The sequence below is a fragment of the Streptomyces sp. NPDC052396 genome (assembly GCF_044593195.1).
GTDB lineage: Bacteria > Actinomycetota > Actinomycetes > Streptomycetales > Streptomycetaceae > Streptomyces.
This window is the reverse complement of sequence record NZ_JBIUAW010000004.1, coordinates 168,120-186,153: the sequence shown is the minus strand read 5'-3', so window position 1 is coordinate 186,153 and position 18,034 is coordinate 168,120. Positions and strand designations below refer to the sequence as shown.

Annotated in this window: 15 protein-coding genes; 3 read left to right on the top strand and 12 right to left on the bottom strand. The window is 71.9% G+C overall.

Annotated features, from left to right (window positions below):
* The first annotated feature begins 2 nt into the window (after window positions 1-2).
* Window positions 3-1,436 carry an NAD(P)H-hydrate dehydratase gene (locus tag ACIHFE_RS12165; protein ID WP_400105757.1) on the top strand — a complete coding sequence of 478 codons (1,434 nt, stop codon included), beginning with the start codon at window positions 3-5 and terminating at the stop codon, window positions 1,434-1,436.
* A 65-nt stretch (window positions 1,437-1,501) separates the two neighbouring features.
* Here the strand turns inward: ACIHFE_RS12165 and ACIHFE_RS12160 are convergent, their stop codons facing one another.
* The 7 genes from ACIHFE_RS12160 to ACIHFE_RS12130 form a co-directional block, all read right to left on the bottom strand.
* Entirely contained in the window at window positions 1,502-4,786 is a 3,285-nt protein-coding gene (locus ACIHFE_RS12160; protein ID WP_400105756.1) for an NACHT domain-containing protein, read from the bottom strand.
* A 24-nt stretch (window positions 4,787-4,810) separates the two neighbouring features.
* A complete protein-coding gene (locus tag ACIHFE_RS12155; RefSeq protein WP_400105755.1) occupies window positions 4,811-5,206 on the bottom strand; it encodes a RidA family protein in 396 nt (131 codons plus the stop codon).
* Window positions 5,207-5,442: 236 nt separating this feature from the next.
* Entirely contained in the window at window positions 5,443-7,029 is a 1,587-nt protein-coding gene (locus ACIHFE_RS12150) for an LCP family protein (protein WP_400105754.1), read from the bottom strand.
* Window positions 7,022-7,588 carry a DUF6542 domain-containing protein gene (locus ACIHFE_RS12145; RefSeq protein WP_400105753.1) on the bottom strand — a complete coding sequence of 189 codons (567 nt, stop codon included), beginning with the start codon at window positions 7,586-7,588 and terminating at the stop codon, window positions 7,022-7,024. The genes ACIHFE_RS12150 and ACIHFE_RS12145 overlap by 8 nt, the downstream gene beginning before the upstream one ends.
* Before the next feature lie 64 nt (window positions 7,589-7,652).
* The gene (locus tag ACIHFE_RS12140; RefSeq protein WP_400105752.1) at window positions 7,653-8,021 is read right to left on the bottom strand and encodes a holo-ACP synthase; all 369 of its coding nucleotides are present in this window, start codon (window positions 8,019-8,021) and stop codon (window positions 7,653-7,655) included.
* Window positions 8,018-9,865, bottom strand: a complete 1,848-nt coding sequence (gene glmS / locus ACIHFE_RS12135; protein ID WP_400105751.1) for a glutamine--fructose-6-phosphate transaminase (isomerizing) — start codon at window positions 9,863-9,865, stop codon at window positions 8,018-8,020. The genes ACIHFE_RS12140 and glmS overlap by 4 nt, the downstream gene beginning before the upstream one ends.
* 24 nt (window positions 9,866-9,889) lie before the next feature.
* Complete coding sequence (locus tag ACIHFE_RS12130) at window positions 9,890-10,114, bottom strand: hypothetical protein (RefSeq protein ID WP_400106063.1); 225 nt, start codon at window positions 10,112-10,114, stop codon at window positions 9,890-9,892.
* Between the two features lie 280 nt (window positions 10,115-10,394).
* On the opposite strand from ACIHFE_RS12130, the gene coaA reads away from it, so the two are divergent.
* Window positions 10,395-11,378: a type I pantothenate kinase gene (gene coaA / locus ACIHFE_RS12125; protein WP_400105750.1), complete on the top strand. Its 984-nt coding sequence runs from the start codon at window positions 10,395-10,397 to the stop codon at window positions 11,376-11,378.
* 151 nt (window positions 11,379-11,529) lie between these two features.
* Here the strand turns inward: coaA and glmM are convergent, their stop codons facing one another.
* From glmM to ACIHFE_RS12105, 4 genes are all read right to left on the bottom strand, one after another.
* Entirely contained in the window at window positions 11,530-12,888 is a 1,359-nt protein-coding gene (gene glmM / locus ACIHFE_RS12120; protein WP_400105749.1) for a phosphoglucosamine mutase, read from the bottom strand.
* Window positions 12,889-13,066: 178 nt separating this feature from the next.
* Window positions 13,067-13,570, bottom strand: coding sequence for a 30S ribosomal protein S9 (gene rpsI / locus ACIHFE_RS12115; protein ID WP_400105748.1), 504 nt, complete (start codon window positions 13,568-13,570; stop codon window positions 13,067-13,069).
* Window positions 13,571-13,611: 41 nt separating this feature from the next.
* Window positions 13,612-14,058 (bottom strand): 50S ribosomal protein L13, encoded by a 447-nt coding sequence (rplM, locus tag ACIHFE_RS12110; RefSeq protein ID WP_400105747.1) that lies wholly within the window; start codon window positions 14,056-14,058, stop codon window positions 13,612-13,614.
* 319 nt (window positions 14,059-14,377) lie between these two features.
* Window positions 14,378-16,006, bottom strand: a complete 1,629-nt coding sequence (locus ACIHFE_RS12105; RefSeq protein WP_400105746.1) for an ATP-binding cassette domain-containing protein — start codon at window positions 16,004-16,006, stop codon at window positions 14,378-14,380.
* A gap of 54 nt (window positions 16,007-16,060) precedes the next feature.
* Here ACIHFE_RS12105 and ACIHFE_RS12100 point away from each other — a divergent pair, with 54 nt between their 5' ends.
* Window positions 16,061-16,945: a hypothetical protein gene (locus ACIHFE_RS12100; RefSeq protein WP_400105745.1), complete on the top strand. Its 885-nt coding sequence runs from the start codon at window positions 16,061-16,063 to the stop codon at window positions 16,943-16,945.
* Between the two features lie 84 nt (window positions 16,946-17,029).
* Here ACIHFE_RS12100 and ACIHFE_RS12095 read toward each other — a convergent pair whose 3' ends face one another.
* A complete protein-coding gene (locus ACIHFE_RS12095; protein ID WP_400105744.1) occupies window positions 17,030-17,899 on the bottom strand; it encodes a hypothetical protein in 870 nt (289 codons plus the stop codon).
* Window positions 17,900-18,034 lie beyond the last annotated feature (135 nt).

Genomic DNA, 18,034 nt, shown 5'->3' with positions numbered 1-18,034 from the left:
GTATGAGAACCGGCTACAGCGTGGAGACCGTACGGGCCGCCGAGCGCCAGCTCATGGCCGAGCTTCCCGAGGGCGCGCTGATGCAGCGCGCGGCGGCGGGCCTGGCCGCGGCCTCGGCCGATCTGCTCGGACGGGTGTACGGGGCGCGGGTGGCGCTGCTGGTGGGCAGCGGGGACAACGGCGGGGACGCGCTCTATGCCGGCGCCCGGCTGGCCCGGCGCGGCGCCGGAGTGACCGCCGTACTGCTCTCCCCCGACCGCGCCCACCAGGGCGGGCTACGCGCGCTGCGCGCCGCCGGCGGCCGCGTGACCGACGCCTCGGGGGGCGTACCGGCCGTCGCCCGCGCCGACCTGGTCCTGGACGGCATCGTCGGCATCGGCGGCAAGGGCGGTCTGCGGCCGGCGGCCCTGCCGCTGGTGGAGGCGGCCGCCGGCGCCCTGGTCCTGGCCGTCGACCTGCCCAGCGGGGTGGACGCCGACACCGGCGAGGTCCCCGGCCCGGCGGTGCGCGCCGACGCCACGGTCACCTTTGGCACCTATAAGCCGGGCCTGCTCATCGACCCGGCCCGTGAGCACGCCGGTGCGCTCCGTCTGATCGGCATTGGCCTCCGCCTGCCCGGCGAGCCCGACATCGAAGCGCTCCAGCACGCCGATGTGTCCCGCCTGCTCCCGCGCCCCTCGCCTGAAAGCGACAAATACCGCCGCGGGGTGGTCGGTGTGGTCGCCGGTTCCGCGCGCTATCCCGGAGCGGCGGTGCTGGCCGTGGCCGGCGCCCTGCGCGGCGGCGCGGGCGCCGTGCGTTACGTCGGCCCGGCCGCCGATGCCGTGATCGCCCGCTTCCCGGAAACCCTGGTCACCACCGGTCCCCCCGGCAAGGCGGGCCGGGTCCAGTCCTGGGTGGTCGGCCCCGGCCTGGGCGACGGCGCCGATGCCCGCCAGGCCCTGGACGACGTCCTGGCCTCGGATGTTCCGGTCCTGGTGGACGCGGACGGCCTGCGCCTGGTCTCCCGCGAGGCGGTCCGCGCCCGCGCCGCGGAAACCGTCCTCACCCCGCACGCCGGCGAGGCCGCCGCGCTGCTCGGCCTGGCGCGGGAGGAGGTGGAGGCGTCCCGCCTGTCCGCGGTCCGGACCCTCGCCGAACGCTACGGCGCCACGGCCCTGCTGAAGGGCTCGACCACCTTGATCGCTTCGGGCCATCGCCACCCGGTGCGGGTCAATCCGACGGGCACCCCCTGGCTGGCCACGGCCGGCAGCGGCGATGTGCTGTCGGGACTGACGGGGTCACTGCTGGCGGCCGGCCTGCCGGGCTGGGACGCGGCCGCGGTGGGCGCGTATCTGCATGGGCTGGCGGCCCGGGAGCTGGGGGCGGGGCCGATCACTTCGGTGGGGGTGGCGGAGGCGCTGGAGCGGGTTTGGCGGGATGTCTCCACGGGGTGAATCGGGGAAAGGCCGACGACTGGGCAGGCCCGCCCCCAAGGCCCAGCCGGTCGGTCCGTGCCGGATCAGGGACCCATGGTGATCGTCGCCGGTTTGACGGTCACCTCGCATTCGGGCCGTAGTGCTTTCGCGTTGAGCACCGGCCCGGAGTGGTGGATCCATACGGTGGTGAGCGCCTCAAGGGTGCTCAATGCGGCCAAGTCCAGTGGTTCCGCATGGGATTTGAGGGTGCTGATGAACAGGTACTGCACGGCAGGGAAGACCTTGGGCAGATGGACCAGCCCATCAAGGCCGACCGGTCGGGTCAACCACAGCTTGGTCACCCCCGGCACGGGCCGCGCCCGGGCCCAAGACGTCGGCGTCTCGTCCCGGATCGCCAGGTTCCGGAGGCGGGGCAGGGTGTGCAGGGCGAGTTCCCGGGTCTGGAAGTCCGTTCTGTCGTAGGTCAGCGTCTCCAGGTCCGGCAGGTCGCGCGTGCGGGCGCGCAGCAGATCTGCCGCCCGGCCGTCGAGGCCCAGCCACTGGAGGCCGGCCGGCAGTACCAGCCGCCCGGGTGCCGACCAGTGGCCGGCCGACCAGACCAGACGGAGGCTCCTGAGCTCCGCCATGTCGGACACCGCCGCCAGGTCGCGCGGACAGTGCTCCAGAGAGAGGTGGAGCAGGCGCAGACGGTCCATGGGCACCTTCCCCAACCCGCGGACCTGGTCCGCCAGCCGCACACGGACGCCGCGCAGCGGCGGGAATCCCCGGAGGATGCCGAGATCCACGCTCCCGACGCAGGCGAAGCACAAGTCCTGAAGAGCGGGGGTAAACAGTTCGTCCAGGGCATCGGCGCTCGGCGGCGCGAAGCACTCCACCAGAGGCCGCCCGCCGAGCCGGGCGAGCGCGGCCATGTGCTCCCGTGACTTTACGGCGAACCGCAGCCCGGAGTCCGCTGCCTCGTAGGCAAGCTTGGCTATCACCTCGTCCGCATAGCGCTGTGTGTCGAACTTGTCCCAGGACCAGGAGAGTTGGCTGCGGACAGCAAGATAGTCATGCGTGGCGTACCGCGCCAGCGAGGGAATCGCCTGGTCGCCGCCCACCGTCGTGGCCGCCACCACCACCGCGTGCGCCACCTCGTCCGGCAGCCCTTCCGGACCCGGCAGCAGATCCAGCACCACCCGGCCCGCGGCGGCGAGTTCCTTCGCCGCGTCCACGTCGCGGGGCGGGACCAACTCACCGGCCGCCCGCTCGACTTGCGCCCGTATCTCCGGGTCCACCTCCGTCGCATGCTCCAGGCAGGCGGCGGCCACCAGGTGCAACCGGTGGCGCCGCCTCGGCTCCCGCTCCGCGTGGGCCAGCAGCAGCCGGAACAGCTCCCCCCGCGCCCGCGGCACCGCATGCCCCACCGCCATCCGCAGCACGTCCTCCCACTGGTCGTCGTGGGCGTGCTCGACCAGGACATCGAAGTCCCAGTCGTCCACGGCGGCCTTGGCGCCCAGGTAGTCCTGGAAGGTGCGATGGATGAAGTCAAGCGTCTCACTGGTGGGGCGACGCAGCAGGCCACTGCGCAGGACCAGGTGGCGCAGCAGACGCTCGGCATCGATGCCGGCCACGGACGGCATCGCGGGAAGGGCACGGTCCACGATCTCAACCGCCTTGTGCCACTCGATCTCCGAACGGCCGTTGCGGATCAGCCAGTAGGCGATCTTCTGAAGAAGGGCCAGCTGGTGGGCGTGGTCGAGCTCCGGGAACAGGGGGATGTCGCGTTCGCGGTCGCGGCGGACCAGGAGGAGCTCCAGGGCGGCACGGTAGAGCTCCATCCGGCCACGGGGCAGATAGCCCCGGCGGGCCCGGTTCAGGGCGCAGATCATGGCGCACATCAGGGGGTTGGTGGCCAGCCGCCCCAGGTCGGGTTTGGTGACGACGGCCGCTTGCAGCGCCTCGCGAAAGGCGCGCAGCCGGTCGAGTTCGTCCGGGAGGGCGCGGCGCTCCGCCGTGGCATGCCAGCGGTCGATGAACGCGGCCACATCGGCCCGGCTCATCGGCAGCAGCTCCAGCTCGGTGAAGCCGTGGTCCGCGAGCCAGCCTTCGCGGACGGCGGAGGGGCGGGTGGTCACCACATAGCGGGCGGCCGGGTAGGCGGCCAGCAGGTCCTTGAGCCAGGCGAGGGTGCGGCGGCGGTCGGCCTCGGGGACCTCGTCCACGCCGTCGATCAGGAGGAGCAGGCTGCCCTCGGCGAGGCAGCGGGTCACCCAGCCCCGGGCGGCGGGGTGACCCGCCAACGGACGGGCGGCGGCGGCCAGGAAGTCCTCGGGCCGGGGCAGGTCGCTGCCCTCGCGGACCAGGGCGCGTAAGGAGAGGGTCAGCGGGATACAGCCCGCCAACTGATAGAGGCCGGACGGCAGTTCGCCCCGGGCGGTAAGGGTGGCCAGCCACTGCAGGAGCGTCGTCTTGCCGGAGCCGGCCGCGCCGCGCAGCAGCACCCGCCGGTGTCCGGCCAGCGCCGCCTCGGCGCGCTGCGGAGCGGCGACGGCCGGGGCGCCGAAGTCGTCAGCACGCTGCCCGCCGGTCAGTTCCAGGCTCAGATAGGCCGTGTCCAGTGGCCAGGACTCGCCCTCGCCATCGGAGAGGGTCAGGCCGACGATGGTGAGCTCGGCGGCCTTGCGGACCAGGTAATCACGGAGTTCGCGTTCGAACTTCGCCGTCTCGGCGTCGGATTGGGCCGTCAGCAGGCGCGTGTCGGCCGCATGGCCCCCCGCCGCACAGGCGCGCCGAAACGAGATGTGGGACAACGGCGCCGCGATCGGCGTCACCGACAGCCTGCCGTGCCGCCAGCCGCCGGGATCGGCGCAGACCACGCCGACCAGGCAGCCCTTGACGAACACGGCGGCGCCGGACATGCCCGCCCAGGGCGAACCGGCCGCCGCCTCGGGTGCGCCATGGCCGCTGTCCAGGACATAGCGCCCACGTAACAGCTCGCTGCCGGTCTTCAGCACCCCCGCGAACTGTTCGGTGTCCAATTCCCCGTCGGCAGAGCGCTGTACGCCCGGGTAACCGACGGCTTGGGCATCCGGCCAGAGGCTGATGCCGGTGATACGGCCCCAGGGCACCGACTCCAGGGCGGTTGCGACATCGGGCGGCACCAGGTCGCGGTTCGCCATCAGCAGGGCCACATCGCACTGCTCGTCATCGCGCGTCCACGCCACCCGGCAGGCAACCGGCCCCACCCCGCCGGGAACCACCGCCCGTACCGTCTCCGCCCCCGCCACCACATGCCCGGCCGTCAACACCAGCCGTGGCGCCAGCAGATACCCGCTGCCCTGTTGACGCCCCAGCACCGCCGCGATGCGTTCCCGTACCGGATGCACATTCCCCCCTCGCTCCGTAGCCGCCTACGGTACGAGCGCCAACGCCTCCACTTCCAGCAGCAGTTCGGGGCGGAACAGCGCCGCGACCTGCACCGCGCTGCTGGCGGGCGGGTATGCGGTGTCGATGTACGCGTCGCGGGCGGCGCGGATGGCGGGCAGGTGGGCCACGTCCGTGACGAAGTAGGTCAGTTTCACCACATTGCCGAAGTCCGCCCCCGCGGCCGCCAGGCAGCGGCGCAGGTTCTCGAAGACCTGGCGGGCCTGGGCGGCCGGGTCGCCCTCGCCGACCAGCGCACCCTGCTCGTCCAGCGCCACCTGCCCGGAAACGGCCACCAGCCGGCCGGTGCCATGGACGACCTGGCTGTAGCCGTTGCCGGGGGCGACACCCTCGGGGGTGTGGATGTGTGTCAGTCGCTTCATGCCCACATCCTTGCGCGAACGATCAGTCCGGCGCCGTCATGGATTTCACAGGCCGCCGCCCCACGGCTTAGCCACCGAGATCACCACCAGCGCCGGGTAGAGCGCCGGCGCCACCGAGGGGATGGCGACCAGGTTGTTGGGCTGCTCATGGCAGCGTTGGGCTGCTCATGGCAGCACGTCAGGCGGTGGCCCGGCGGGCGGTCACCGGCCCGGGGCGGTGACCGCCACCAGGCGGCTCAGTCCACGCAGGGAATGCCGCCTTCCTTCACCGTGTCCCCCGCGAACTGGCTGTCGTCCACCTTCGCGGACGGGCTGCCGGACGGCGACGTCGACGGCGAACTCGACGGGGACGGGCTGGAGTTCTTGGGGCCGGCGTAGTTCTCGCCGAGGGTGACCTGGACGTGTCCGGCCGGGATGTCGGCGTTGGGGGCCGGGGCCACGGTGACACCCAGGCGGGCGGCGATCTGCTTGGCGGCGTCCTGTGCGCCCTTGCCGTAGACGACCGTGGTCTGCGGCTGGGGCGTGGCATTGGACGTGGTGCCCCCGGTATAGCCCAGCGCGGTAAGGGACTTGAGCTCCTCGGAGGCGACCGGCACGGCCTTGCCGGTGCCATTGAGGACGTCCACGGTGCCCGGGGCCGCCTTGGCCGGGGCCTTCGGCTTGCCCCCCGGCTTGCTGTCGCTCGCGGTCGGGCCGGCGGAGGTGTCACCGCCGAACACCTGCTTGACCAGGGCGCGCACCTTGTCCACATTGACCAGCTGGACGTCCTCGTTGTTGCGGGTGGCGGATCCCTCGGTCGGCAGGGTGCGGAACTCCACCTTTCCGCCGGTGAGGTTGGTGGCCTGCTGGGAGAAGTCGATCACGTTCAGGCTGCTGTCGATGACCAGGTCCTTCTTCACCACCCCGAACAGCTTCTGCAGCTTGCCCACGCTGTCGAAGACGCCGTTGTTCTTCAGCTTGTGGGTGACCGAGGCGATGAACGCCTGCTGGCGGTGGGTGCGGGAGAGGTCCTCCTGGGGCAGGCCGTGCCGCTGCCGGACGAAGGCCAGGGCCTGGCGGGCATTGAGGGTCTGCCGTCCGGCGGGCAGGTCGATGCCGGAGTTCTTCTCCTTCACCGCGTGCTTCAGGCAGACGTCGACCCCGTCGAGCGCGTCGGCGATGTCGTAGAAGCCCTTGAGGTTGACCTCGGCGAAGTGGTCGATGGGCACATCGAGGAAGTTCTGGACGGTTGCCAGGGTGGCCTCCCGGCCCGCCTCCCGGCTGTCCGCCTCCAGCTTGGCGCCCTTCTCGCCCTTGGCGGCAAGCCTCTCCCGGCGCCCGGCGTAGGCGTTGCCGTACGCCTCCTTGATCTTGTAGGGGTGGGCCTGGGGCGAGCCATCGCCGTTGTAGGTCTGGACGTAGTCGTCGCGCGGAATGGAGAACGCCTGCACCTGGCCGCCGTCGGCGGGTATGTGCAGCAGGATCAGGGTGTTGGTGTTGTAGAACCCGTTGTCGCTCGACCCGGCGTGCAGCTCGCTCTTGATAAAGCTGTCGGGCAGGTCGTTGCCGTTCATGTCCTTGCGCGAGTCAAGGCCGATCAGCAGCAGGTTGACCGAGTCGTCCAGGTGCTTGGGCGCGTGCTTGCGGACCGCGTCCAGGGCGTCGGAGGTGTTCAGGCCGCCGTTGATCCAGTGATACGTGGCCCAGGCGGCGGTGCTGGTGGCCAGCACCGCGAAGGACACCACGCCCGCCGCCGCCCGGCCCGCCACCACCGCGCGCGGGGTACGGCGGGAGGCCGCCCGGCTGTGCTTCTTCGCTCGTTCCTTGCCCACCGCGCTACGCACCCTTCCTCGCACTCTTCCCCGGACCGCCCCGCTTCCCCGGCGCGCCTCGCCGGGCCCGGAACCACCGCACGGCCAGCACCGCGAGGATGGCGGCCTCGGCCGAGGCCATCGCCGGGAAGGCGTCGATCGCCCAGTGCACCGCGCCGGTGGTCAGGCCCCTGCCATGGGAGCCCGTCCGGCCCGCCGCCTGATCGGCGACCACGGTGACCAATGCCACCAGGGGCGGCGGGGCGTACGCCACCCACCAGGCGCCCGCCCGGGAGCAGCCGGCGGCGGCCAGCGCGCCGCCCAGCGCGGCGGTGAGGGCGAACAGCGTGCCCAGGGCGGAGCCGGTCAGCTCGTCCAGGACGGCACCGGCCACCGGGAGCAGCAAGGCGACCAGCACCGCCCGGCGCCGTCCGCGGGACTTGGTACGCTCCGGCCGGCGGGCCCGGCGCCCGCCCGGCGCCGGGGCCGAGGACCGGCCGCGCGAGCCGGGTATTCGGCGCGCGGCCCGCGTCTGGGGTGGAGATATCGCCGGGTCCGGCGAGGGGCCTGCCGTGGGCGTTCCGGGTTGCATGGTTGCGCAATCTAGCAAGTGTGCGTCAAGGCCGTGAGCCCCCTACCCCCCAGTCGCCCCTTGACTACCCCTCGGCCACCACCACCGCGGAGGCCACACCCGCGTCATGGCTGAGCGACACATGCCAGGAACGCACCCCCAGCGCCTCGGCCCGGGCCGCCACCGTGCCGGAGACCGCCAGGCCCGGCTGGCCATTGGCGCCGGTCAGCACCTCGGCGTCGGTCCACAGCAGACCCGGCGGCGCGCCCAGCGCCTTGGCCAGGGCCTCCTTGGCGGCGAACCGGGCGGCCAGCGAGGCGACGCCCCGCCGCTCACCGCTGGGCAGATACAACTCCCGTTCCAGGAAGAGCCGTTGGGCCATGCCCGGAGTGCGCTGCAGGGCCGCGTCAAAGCGCTCGATCTCGGCCACGTCGATACCGACCCCGATGATCATTCGACGGTCACCGACTTCGCCAGGTTGCGCGGCTGGTCCACCTCATTGCCCCGGGCGGTGGCCAGCTCGCAGGCGAAGACCTGGAGCGGGACGGTGGCCACCAGCGGCTGGAGCAGCACCGGGGTGGCCGGGATCTCGATCAGGTGGTCGGCATAGGGACGTACCGCCTGGTCGCCCCGCTCGGCGATCACAATGGTGCGGGCGCCCCGGGCCCGGATCTCCTGGATATTGGAGACGATCTTGTCGTGCAGCACCGAGCGGCCGCGCGGCGAGGGGACCACCACGACCACCGGCAGGTCCTTCTCGATCAGCGCGATGGGCCCGTGCTTGAGCTCGCCCGCCGCGAAGCCCTCGGCGTGCATATAGGCGAGCTCCTTGAGCTTGAGCGCGCCCTCCAGGGCCACCGGGTAGCCGACGTGCCGGCCCAGGAAGAGGACGGTGTTCTTGCCGGCCAGCGAGCGGGCCAGTTCGCGCACCGGCTCCATGGTCTCCAGCACCTCGTCCACCTGGGTGGCGATCTCGGACAGCTCGCGGATCACGCTGCCCACCTCGTCGCCCCACTTGGTGCCGCGCACCTGGCCCAGATAGAGGGCCACCAGATAGCAGGCCACCAGCTGGGTCAGGAACGCCTTGGTGGAGGCCACCGCCACCTCGGGACCGGCATGGGTGTAGAGCACCGCGTCGGACTCGCGGGGGATGGTGGAGCCATTGGTGTTGCAGATGGCCAGCACCTTGGCGCCCTGTTCGCGGGCGTGCCGCAGCGCCATCAGGGTGTCCATGGTCTCGCCGGACTGGGAGATGGCGATCACCAGGGTGCGCTGGTCCAGGATCGGGTCCCGGTAGCGGAACTCGCTGGCCAGCTCGGTCTCACAGGGGATCCGGGTCCAGTGCTCGATGGCGTACTTGGCGATCAGCCCGGCGTGGAAGGCGGTGCCACAGGCCACGATCACCACCTTGTCCACCTCGCGCAGCACCGAGGCCGGGATGCGCACCTCGTCCAGGGTGAGCGAGCCGGCCGCGTCGATCCGGCCCAGCAGGGTGTCCGCCACCGCCTTGGGCTGCTCGGCGATCTCCTTGAGCATGAAGTAGTCATAGCCGCCCTTCTCGGCGGCCGAGGCGTCCCAGTCCACGTGGTAGGCCCGCACCTCGGCGGGCGCGCCCTCGAAGTCGGTGACCGTCACGCCCTCCCGGCGCAGCTCCACCACCTGGTCCTGGCCCAGCTCGACGGCCTCGCGGGTGTGGGCGATAAAGGCGGCCACATCCGAGGCGAGGAAGGACTCCCCCGCGCCGATGCCGACCACCAGCGGGGAGTTGCGGCGGGCGCCCACCACCACGTCCGGCTCGTCGGCATGCACCGCGACCAGGGTGAAGGCGCCCTCCAGCCGGCGGCATACCTGCCGCATGGCCTCGGCCAGGTCGCCGCACGAGGAGAAGGCCTCGGCCAGCAGGTGGGCGACCACCTCGGTGTCCGTCTCGGAGGCCAGGCCATGGCCGCGCTCGGCCAGCTCGGCGCGGAGCGCGGCGAAGTTCTCGATGATGCCGTTGTGCACCACGGCGACCCGGCCCGCGTTGTCCAGGTGCGGGTGGGCGTTGGCGTCGGTGGGGCCGCCATGGGTGGCCCAGCGGGTGTGGCCGATCCCGGTGGAACCGGACGGCAGCGGCCGGCCGGCCAGCTCTTTCTCCAGATTGGCCAGCTTCCCGGCCTTCTTGGCGGCGGCCAGCCCGCCGTCGGCGAGCACCGCCACCCCGGCCGAGTCATAGCCGCGGTACTCCAGGCGTCGCAGCCCCGCCAACACGACGTCGAGGGCGGACTGCCCTCCCACATAACCCACGATTCCGCACATGGAGTGCAGCGTAAAGCCCAGGGATCAGCGGCCGCGCTCGATTCGGTCGATGGCCTCCTGGACCAGCTCCAGGTACTCCACCTCCTCACAGCGCGGCTTGCTGCCCAGGTGGTACTGGTCCAGGCAGTCGCCCAGGTCCTGGCCCAGGTCCTCGTCCGGCAGCTCGTCGGACAGCTCGCTGCGGACCCGGTCGGCGAACAGCTCGCCGTCCGGGGCGCCGGCCGCTACCGGGCCACGGGGGCGGCACAGCGGACGGGCGGCGCTGCGGGCACGCCTGAGCAGGAGGCGGAGTACGAACACGGGGTCCCTCGCAGAGTGCGGGCCGGGCCGGGGGTCGGACCGTATTCCTGACTCGCGGGTAGGTACAGGGCGAGCGGGGAACTTCACCCCTGCGCGCGTCCCCGGTCACGCTCCGGGCAAACCACCTGGAACGCCATGGATCACTGTGAATCGCTGTGGATCACCGTGGAACACCCGAACCCCACACCCCGCAGTGACCACGCCGAGTCACCCGCGCACAATGGGGCCCGTGCCCACCACCCCAGATCCCACGCAGCAGCGCCGCCGCGCGGGCGACTCCTCCCCCTTCGTGGACCTCACGCGCACCGAATGGAGCGCCCTGCGCGAGAACACCCCGCTGCCGCTGACCGCCGAGGAGGTGGAGCGGCTGCGCGGGCTCGGCGACGTCATCGACCTGGACGAGGTACGGGATGTCTACCTGCCGCTGTCCCGGCTGCTGAACCTCTATGTAGGGGCCACCGGGCAGCTGCGCGGCGCGCTCAACACCTTCCTCGGCGAGAAGGGGGCGCAGCGGGGCACGCCCTTTGTCATAGGCGTGGCCGGCAGCGTGGCGGTCGGCAAGTCCACCACGGCCCGTCTGCTGCAGGCGCTGCTGGCCCGCTGGCCGGAGCACCCCCGGGTGGAGCTGGTGACCACCGACGGCTTCCTGCTGTCCAACGCGGAGCTCCACCGGCGCGGCCTGATGTCCCGGAAGGGCTTCCCGGAGTCCTATGACCGGCGGGCACTGACCCGGTTTGTGGCGGATGTGAAGGCGGGCAAGGCGGAGGTGTCCGCGCCGGTCTACTCCCACCTGATCTATGACATCGTGCCGGGCGAGCGGCTGACCGTGCACCGCCCGGACATCCTGATCATCGAGGGGCTGAACGTACTCCAGCCGGCGCTGCCGGGGGAGGACGGGCGGACCCGGGTGGGGCTGGCCGACTTCTTCGACTTCAGCATCTATGTGGACGCCCGCACCGATGACATCGAGCGGTGGTACTACGACCGCTTCAAGAAGCTGCGGGAGACGGCCTTCCAGGACCCCGACTCCTACTTCCGGCGCTACACCCAGGTGTCGGAGGAGGAGGCGCTGGATTTCGCGCGCCGCAACTGGCGCACCATCAACCAGCCCAACCTGCTGGAGAACGTTGCCCCTACGCGGGGCCGGTCCAACCTCATCCTGCGGAAGGGGCCGGACCACACGGTGCAACGGCTTTCGCTGCGCAAGCTGTAGTCGGGCGTTTCGGCGCCGGGTGCGCCTGTCAGGGGCGCGGGACAACTGCGTCATGCGGCTCCGCCGCGCGGGCGCGACCAGCCGCAGACGGCCCGCACCCGGCAACGAAACCCCGGCCGCGCCGCACCGACGCGACCGGGGCTCAACCCACTTAGCCCAGAGCCGACTTGACCGTGTCGGCCAGCCGCTGCGCGACCGAACGCGCCTGCTCGATGTCGGCCGCCTCCACCATCACCCGGACCAGCGGCTCGGTGCCCGAGGAACGGAGCAACACCCGCCCGGTGGAGCCGAGTTCACGCTCCGCGTCGTTGACGGCCTCGGCCAGCTCGGTGGACGTGCCGACGCGGGACTTGTCCACGTCCCGGACATTGATCAGCACCTGCGGCAACCGCTCCATGACACCGGCCAGTTCACGCAGGGACCGCCCCGTCGCGGCGACGCGGGCCGCCAGCAGCAGGCCCGTCAGCGTGCCGTCACCCGTGGTCGCGTGGTCCAGGACGATCACATGGCCGGACTGCTCGCCGCCCAGGGCGAAGCCGTTGGCCTTCATCTCCTCCAGGACATAGCGGTCGCCGACCGCCGTCTGGACCAGCTCCACACCCTCGCGCTCCATGGCCAGCTTGAAGCCCAGGTTGGACATCACGGTGGCGACCACGGTGTTCTTGCGCAGGGTGTCCGCCTCGCGCATGGCCAGGGCCAGGACGGCCAGGATCTGGTCGCCGTCCACCTCGGCGCCGGTGGCGTCCACCGCCAGGCAGCGGTCGGCGTCCCCGTCGTGCGCCACACCCAGGTCGGCGCCGTGCTCCACCACGGCCCGGCGCAGCTTCTCCAGGTGCGTGGAGCCGCACTCATGGTTGATGTTGAGGCCGTCCGGCTCGGTGCCGATGGTGATCACCTCGGCTCCGGCCCGGGAGAACGCCTCCGGCGAGACCCGGGAGGCGGCGCCATGGGCGCCGTCGATGACCACCTTGACGCCGTCCAGGCGGTTGGGCAGGACACCGATCAGGTGGGCGACATAGTTGTCGAAGCCCTGGTCGTAGTCGCGGACCCGGCCGACCCCGGCGCCGGTGGGCCGGTCCCAGGGCGCGCCGGTGGCGTGCGCCCGGTAGGTCTGCTCGATACGGTCCTCCAGCTCGTCGGCGAGCTTGTGACCGCCCCGGGCGAAGAACTTGATGCCGTTGTCGGGCATCGGGTTGTGGCTGGCGGAGAGCATCACGCCCAGGTCCGCGCCGAGCGCACCGGTGAGGTAGGCGACGGCCGGGGTGGGCAGCACGCCGACCCGCAGCACATCCACGCCCGCGCTGGCCAGCCCGGCCACCACGGCGGCTTCCAGGAACTCTCCGGACGCACGCGGATCACGGCCGACCACGGCCACCGGCCGATGGCCCTCGAACGTCCCCGCCTCGGCGAGCACATGTGCGGCCGCGACCGACAGGCCGAGCGCCAGCTCGGCCGTCAGATCGGCGTTGGCGACGCCGCGCACACCGTCCGTACCGAAGAGTCGTCCCACTGATGTCCTCCGAAAAACGCTGGAGTTCGGGGCCCGGCAGAGCCCCCGTACTAAAGGTGTCGGGTCCTGGTCCGGGGCGTTGCCTGAAGGTATACGCCCCGGGCCGCCGATAGCCGAACGCCCCGGCGGCACGGATCGTGCCGCCGGGGCGTTCGAGCAGGAGCAGCGAACCGCTGATTTAGCGCTTGCTGTACTGCGGAGCCTTGCGGGCCTTCTTCAGACCGGCCTTCTTGCGCTCGACCGCACGGGCGTCACGCGTCAGGAAGCCGGCCTTCTTCAGCGGGCCACGGTTGTTCTCGACGTCGGCCTCGTTGAGGGCACGGGCCACGCCCAGGCGCAGGGCGCCGGCCTGGCCGGAGACGCCACCACCCGAGATGCGGGCGACAACGTCGTAGCGGTTGTCGAGCTCGAGCACCTTGAAGGGCTCGTTGACTTCCTGCTGGTGCACCTTGTTCGGGAAGTAGTCCTCGAGGGTGCGACCGTTGATCTTCCACTGGCCGGTGCCCGGAACGATCCGGACGCGGGCAATGGCGTTCTTGCGACGGCCCAGGCCGGCGGCCGGCTGCGGGTCGCCGAAGCGGGAGGCGAGGGACTCGGAGGTGTACTCCGACTCAACAACCTCGGTCTCGGTGGTGTACTCCTCGACGTCCTCGATGGGCGTCTCGGCGGTGGTCTCAGCCACGATTCTCCTCAAGCTTTCTGGTTATGCGGGGTGGCTGGGACTCAGCCCTGCTTGACCTGGGTGATCTCGAACGGCACGGGCTGCTGGGCGGCGTGCGGGTGCTGGTCGCCCGAGTAGACCTTCAGCTTCGAGAGCATCTGACGGCCGAGGGAGTTCTTCGGCAGCATGCCCTTGACGGCCTTCTCGACGGCCTTCTCGGGGTTGTTGGCGAGCAGGTCGTCGTAGCGGACGGACCGCAGACCACCCGGGAAGCCGGAGTGGCGGTAGGCCATCTTCTGCTCGCGCTTGTTGCCGGACAGGTGCACCTTGTCGGCGTTGATGATGACGACGAAGTCACCCATGTCCATGTGCGGCGCGTAAACCGGCTTGTGCTTGCCGCGCAGCAGGGAGGCGGCCGTAGAGGCCAGACGGCCCAGGACGACGTCCTGCGCGTCGATGATGTGCCACTGGCGCGTGACATCGCCGGGCTTGGGGCTGTACGTACGCACGGTCGTAGCCTTCGCTTCTTCAGTGAGTGTGGGTCCTGACACGGTCCGACGCGATCCTTCACACAGGACTGGCCGCACGGCGGGGACGCAACCCGCGTGCCGACCGCCGGTGATGAACCTGACGGACAAGCGTAAGGGCCCCTCGCGTGAGAACGACCAAGCCAATACGCATAACGAACTCGAAGAGTACCGGCCGGGCACCGGCGGGGTCAAAACCTGGCCGGGCACCCTACCGCTCGCGTACCACTTCCGGCTCGTCCCACACGGGCTCGGGAACCTCTCGTACGGGTCCATTTTCCCAGGCCCCGGCCGGGCGCGCTCAGCGCTTCCGGACGACCCTCGCCTCGTCCCAGACCGGCTCCGGCACCTCGCGGACCCTGCCGTCCGCGCCGAACACCAGGAACCGGTCGAAGGAACGGGCGAACCAGCGGTCATGGGTGACCGCCAGCACCGTGCCCTGATACGCCTCCAGCCCCTCCTGGAGCGCCTCCGCGCTCTCCAGGTCGAGGTTGTCGGTGGGCTCGTCCAGCAGCAGGGCGGTGCTGCCGGCCAGCTCCAGCAGCAGGATCTGGAACCGGGCCTGCTGACCGCCGGAGAGCCGGTCGAAGGGCTGGTCGCCCTGTTTCTCCAGCTCATAGCGGCGCAGCGCGGACATGGCCCCGCCGCGGTCCTTGGCGTGCTCGGTCCACAGGATGTCGGTCAGAGTGCGGCCGAGCAGCTCCGGGTGGGCATGGGTCTGGGCGAAGTGGCCCGGGACCACCCGGGCGCCCAGCTTCCACTGGCCGGTGTGCGCCACGGGATTCCGGGGGTCCCCGGCCAGCAGGCGCAGGAAGTGCGACTTGCCGGAGCCACTGGAGCCCAGCACGGCCACCCGCTCGCCGTAGAAGACCTCCAGGTCGAAGGGTTTCATCAGGCCGGTCAGCTCCAGGCCGGCGCAGGTGACGGCCCGTACCCCGGTGCGGCCGCCGCGCAGCCGCATGGTGATCTCCTGCTCGCGCGGCGGCTCGGGCGGCGGGCCCGCCTCCTCGAACTTGCGCAGCCGGGTCTGGGCGGCGGCGTACCGGGAGGCCAGCTCATGGCTGACGGAGGCCGCCTGGCGCAGGCTGACGACCAGCTTCTTCAGCTGGGCGTGCTGCTCGTCCCAGCGGCGGCGCAGCTCCTCGAAGCGGGCGAAGCGCTCCTTGCGGGCCTGGTGATAGGTGGCGAAGCCGCCGCCGTGCACCCAGACGTCACTGCCCGCGGGGCCCGGCTCCACGCTGATGATCTTCTGCGCGGCGCGGGCCAGCAGCTCCCGGTCATGGCTGACGAACAGCACCGTCTTACGGGTCTCGCGCAGCCGCTCCTCCAGCCAGCGCTTGCCCGGGACGTCCAGGTAGTTGTCCGGCTCGTCCAGCAGCAGCACCTCGTCCGGGCCGCGCAGCAGCGCCTCCAGCACCAGGCGCTTCTGCTCGCCGCCGGACAGGGTGCGTACCTGCCGCCACTGCGCCTTGTCATAGGGGACGCCCAGCGCGGCCATGGCGCACATGTCCCAGATGGTCTCGGCCTCATAGCCGCCTGCCTCGCCCCAGTCGGCCAGCGCCTGGGCATAGGCCATCTGCGCGGCCTCGTCATCCACCGTCATGATCGCTTCCTCGGCGGTGTCCACTGCGGCCGCCGCCTGGCGGATACGCGGACGGGCCACCGAGACCAGCAGGTCGCGGACGGTGCGGTCATCCCGTACCGAGCCCACGAACTGGGGCATCACCCCCAGGCCGCCGGTGGTGGTGACGGTGCCGCCATGCGGCTGGAGCTCCCCGGCGATCAGACGCAGCAGGGTGGTCTTGCCGGCGCCGTTGGCGCCCACCAGGGCCACGGAGGCGCCCTCGCCGACCCGGAAGGAGACATCTCCCAGCAGCGGCCGCCCGTCGGGCAGGTAGTACTCCAGGTGTGCCGCTTCCAGATGTCCCATACGGGCATTCTCTCGGCTGCCGCGACCGGGACCAAGCCGATTACGATGCGGCCCATGAGCTTTGGGCAGGGGGGGCCGCAGGAGGCCCATGGGCAGTTCGGGCCGCCGCCGCAGCCGCCGCACACTCCACAGACTCCGCCCGCGCAGTTCCCGCAGCCGTCACAGCCGCCGCAGACGCCGGACTGGGCGGCGCTCGCGGAGGACTCCGCGGCGCGCGACCGGCGGCGCAAGTGGCTGCTGCTGGGCGGTGGGGCGCTGGCCGCCGCGGCGGTGGCGGCGATCGTGGCGGTCGCGGTGGTGAAGTCCGGCAAGGGCGGCGGCAGCGCCTCGGCGAGCAGCCACCCCTCGGCCACCGCCTCCGTCTCCCCCGAGCCCACCTTCGCGCCGGTGGCGCCGCCCTCCCCGCCGGACCCCCGGTCCCTGATATCCAGCGCGGACAAGGACACGGCCCCGCTGTCCGCCGCCACCTTCTTCCCGGACGCCAAAACCAGCGTGGAGGGCCGGACCTACCAGCGGGTGGCCACCGACGAGACCGCCGACTGCGCCTCGGTCACCCAGGGCGGACTGGGCTCGGTGCTCGCCGGCAACGGCTGCCGCAAGATGCTGCGGGCCACCTATGTGAAGGACGGGGTGGCGGTCACCGTGGGCGTGGCCGTCTTCGACTCCAAGGCGGCGGCGGACAAGGCGAAGGACCAGGCCGGCGGGAATGTCCTCTCCCTCCCCGGCCCGTCCTTCTGCCGCGGCCCCGCCTGCCGGCTGACCAGCAACGCCGAGGGCCGCTATGCCTACTTCACGGTGGCCGGGTACACCGACGGCAAGCCGGTCCCCGCGGACGACACCACCGCACTGACCTCGGGGCGCGACATCAGCACCTACGCCTTCGCCCGCATCATGGCGCGGGCGCGCACGGCCGCGGCGGTAGCCCCAAGGGGCGCATAGCGCCCTTCAGGGGCGCGGGGCGACTGCGTCATGCGGCTCCGCCGCGTGGGCGCGACCAGCCCCGACGGCCCGCAGCCGCACCGCTCACCGACTCCGGTAGTCGTCATCCTCATCGTCATCCGCCGACGGATCCGGCGACGACGGATCCAAGGACTCACCCGGCACCGGCGCAGCCGTACTCACCGGCACCGCGTCGGCGCGCCGGACCCTGGCCACCTGAGCCGCGACCAAGGAATCCGGCATCCGCACCGCATCCGGATCACTCAGCTCCCCCAGAGTCGTGGCGAAGAACATCGCCAGGCTCGACCCATGCCGCACCACCGTGACCAGGCTGGGCGCCTGCTCCACCGCGTTGTCCAGCCGGTAGGCCACCGCCTCGTCGCCCAGGCGCGGCGCCGGCACTGCCTCCACCCGGTGGAACTCCTGCGTCTCACCCTCGCCGGTGCGCATCCGGAAACCCCCGGCGCAGGCGGCCGCCGAGTCCCGCAGCTGCTTGAAGGTGTCGGCGGCCTGGGCCGCGTCCCGGTATGCCGAGACCCGGATGGTGCCCAGCAGCCCCTCGAAGTCCTCGTCCTCGTCGGACTTGGCGAAGGTGTCGGTCAGCGAGGCCACCGGGCGTGGCTCGGGCGTGGAGCCCAGCGCGGTCACCAGCGGGCGGCAGGCCGCGGTGTCCGTACTGGGCCTGCCCCGCCCCGCCGCACCCGGCTCCGCCTTCTCCACCACAAAGCCGGGCACCTCGTTCTCGCCCAGCTCCACCTGGGCCAGCCAGCGCGCCGCGGCGGGCTCCCCGGCCGGGCCGGCCGTACCCCGCTTCTCCTCGGACTGCCCCTTGACCGCACCCGCGGCCGGGCTCCCGGCCCGGTGCTCGCCGCCCTGCGGCCGGGCACAGCCGGCCGTCAGCACCGTCACCACCAGCGCGGAGGCCACCAGGGCCATGTTCAGCTTCGGCTTCACGCTCCCGAGCCTCGCAGGGCTCGCCGAACCAGCTCTTGACGCCACACCGTCCGCTCCCACTACCGCCACCACAGACCCCCCGAACCGCCGGAACCGCCCAGCGCCCTTCGCCCTGGCGTCCGCCCCGCCCAGCGA

Bases quoted from the DNA above. Each gene is read 5' to 3' on its own strand.
- ACIHFE_RS12140 (WP_400105752.1), bottom strand. From the start codon at position 8,021: ATGATCATCGGGGTCGGTATCGACGTGGCCGAGATCGAGCGCTTTGAC.
- ACIHFE_RS12145 (WP_400105753.1), bottom strand. From the start codon at position 7,588: ATGCAACCCGGAACGCCCACGGCAGGCCCCTCGCCGGACCCGGCGATA.
- ACIHFE_RS12100 (WP_400105745.1), top strand. From the start codon at position 16,061: ATGAGCTTTGGGCAGGGGGGGCCGCAGGAGGCCCATGGGCAGTTCGGG.
- ACIHFE_RS12165 (WP_400105757.1), top strand. From the start codon at position 3: ATGAGAACCGGCTACAGCGTGGAGACCGTACGGGCCGCCGAGCGCCAG.
- glmS (WP_400105751.1), bottom strand. From the start codon at position 9,865: ATGTGCGGAATCGTGGGTTATGTGGGAGGGCAGTCCGCCCTCGACGTC.
- ACIHFE_RS12155 (WP_400105755.1), bottom strand. From the start codon at position 5,206: ATGAAGCGACTGACACACATCCACACCCCCGAGGGTGTCGCCCCCGGC.
- ACIHFE_RS12105 (WP_400105746.1), bottom strand. From the start codon at position 16,006: ATGGGACATCTGGAAGCGGCACACCTGGAGTACTACCTGCCCGACGGG.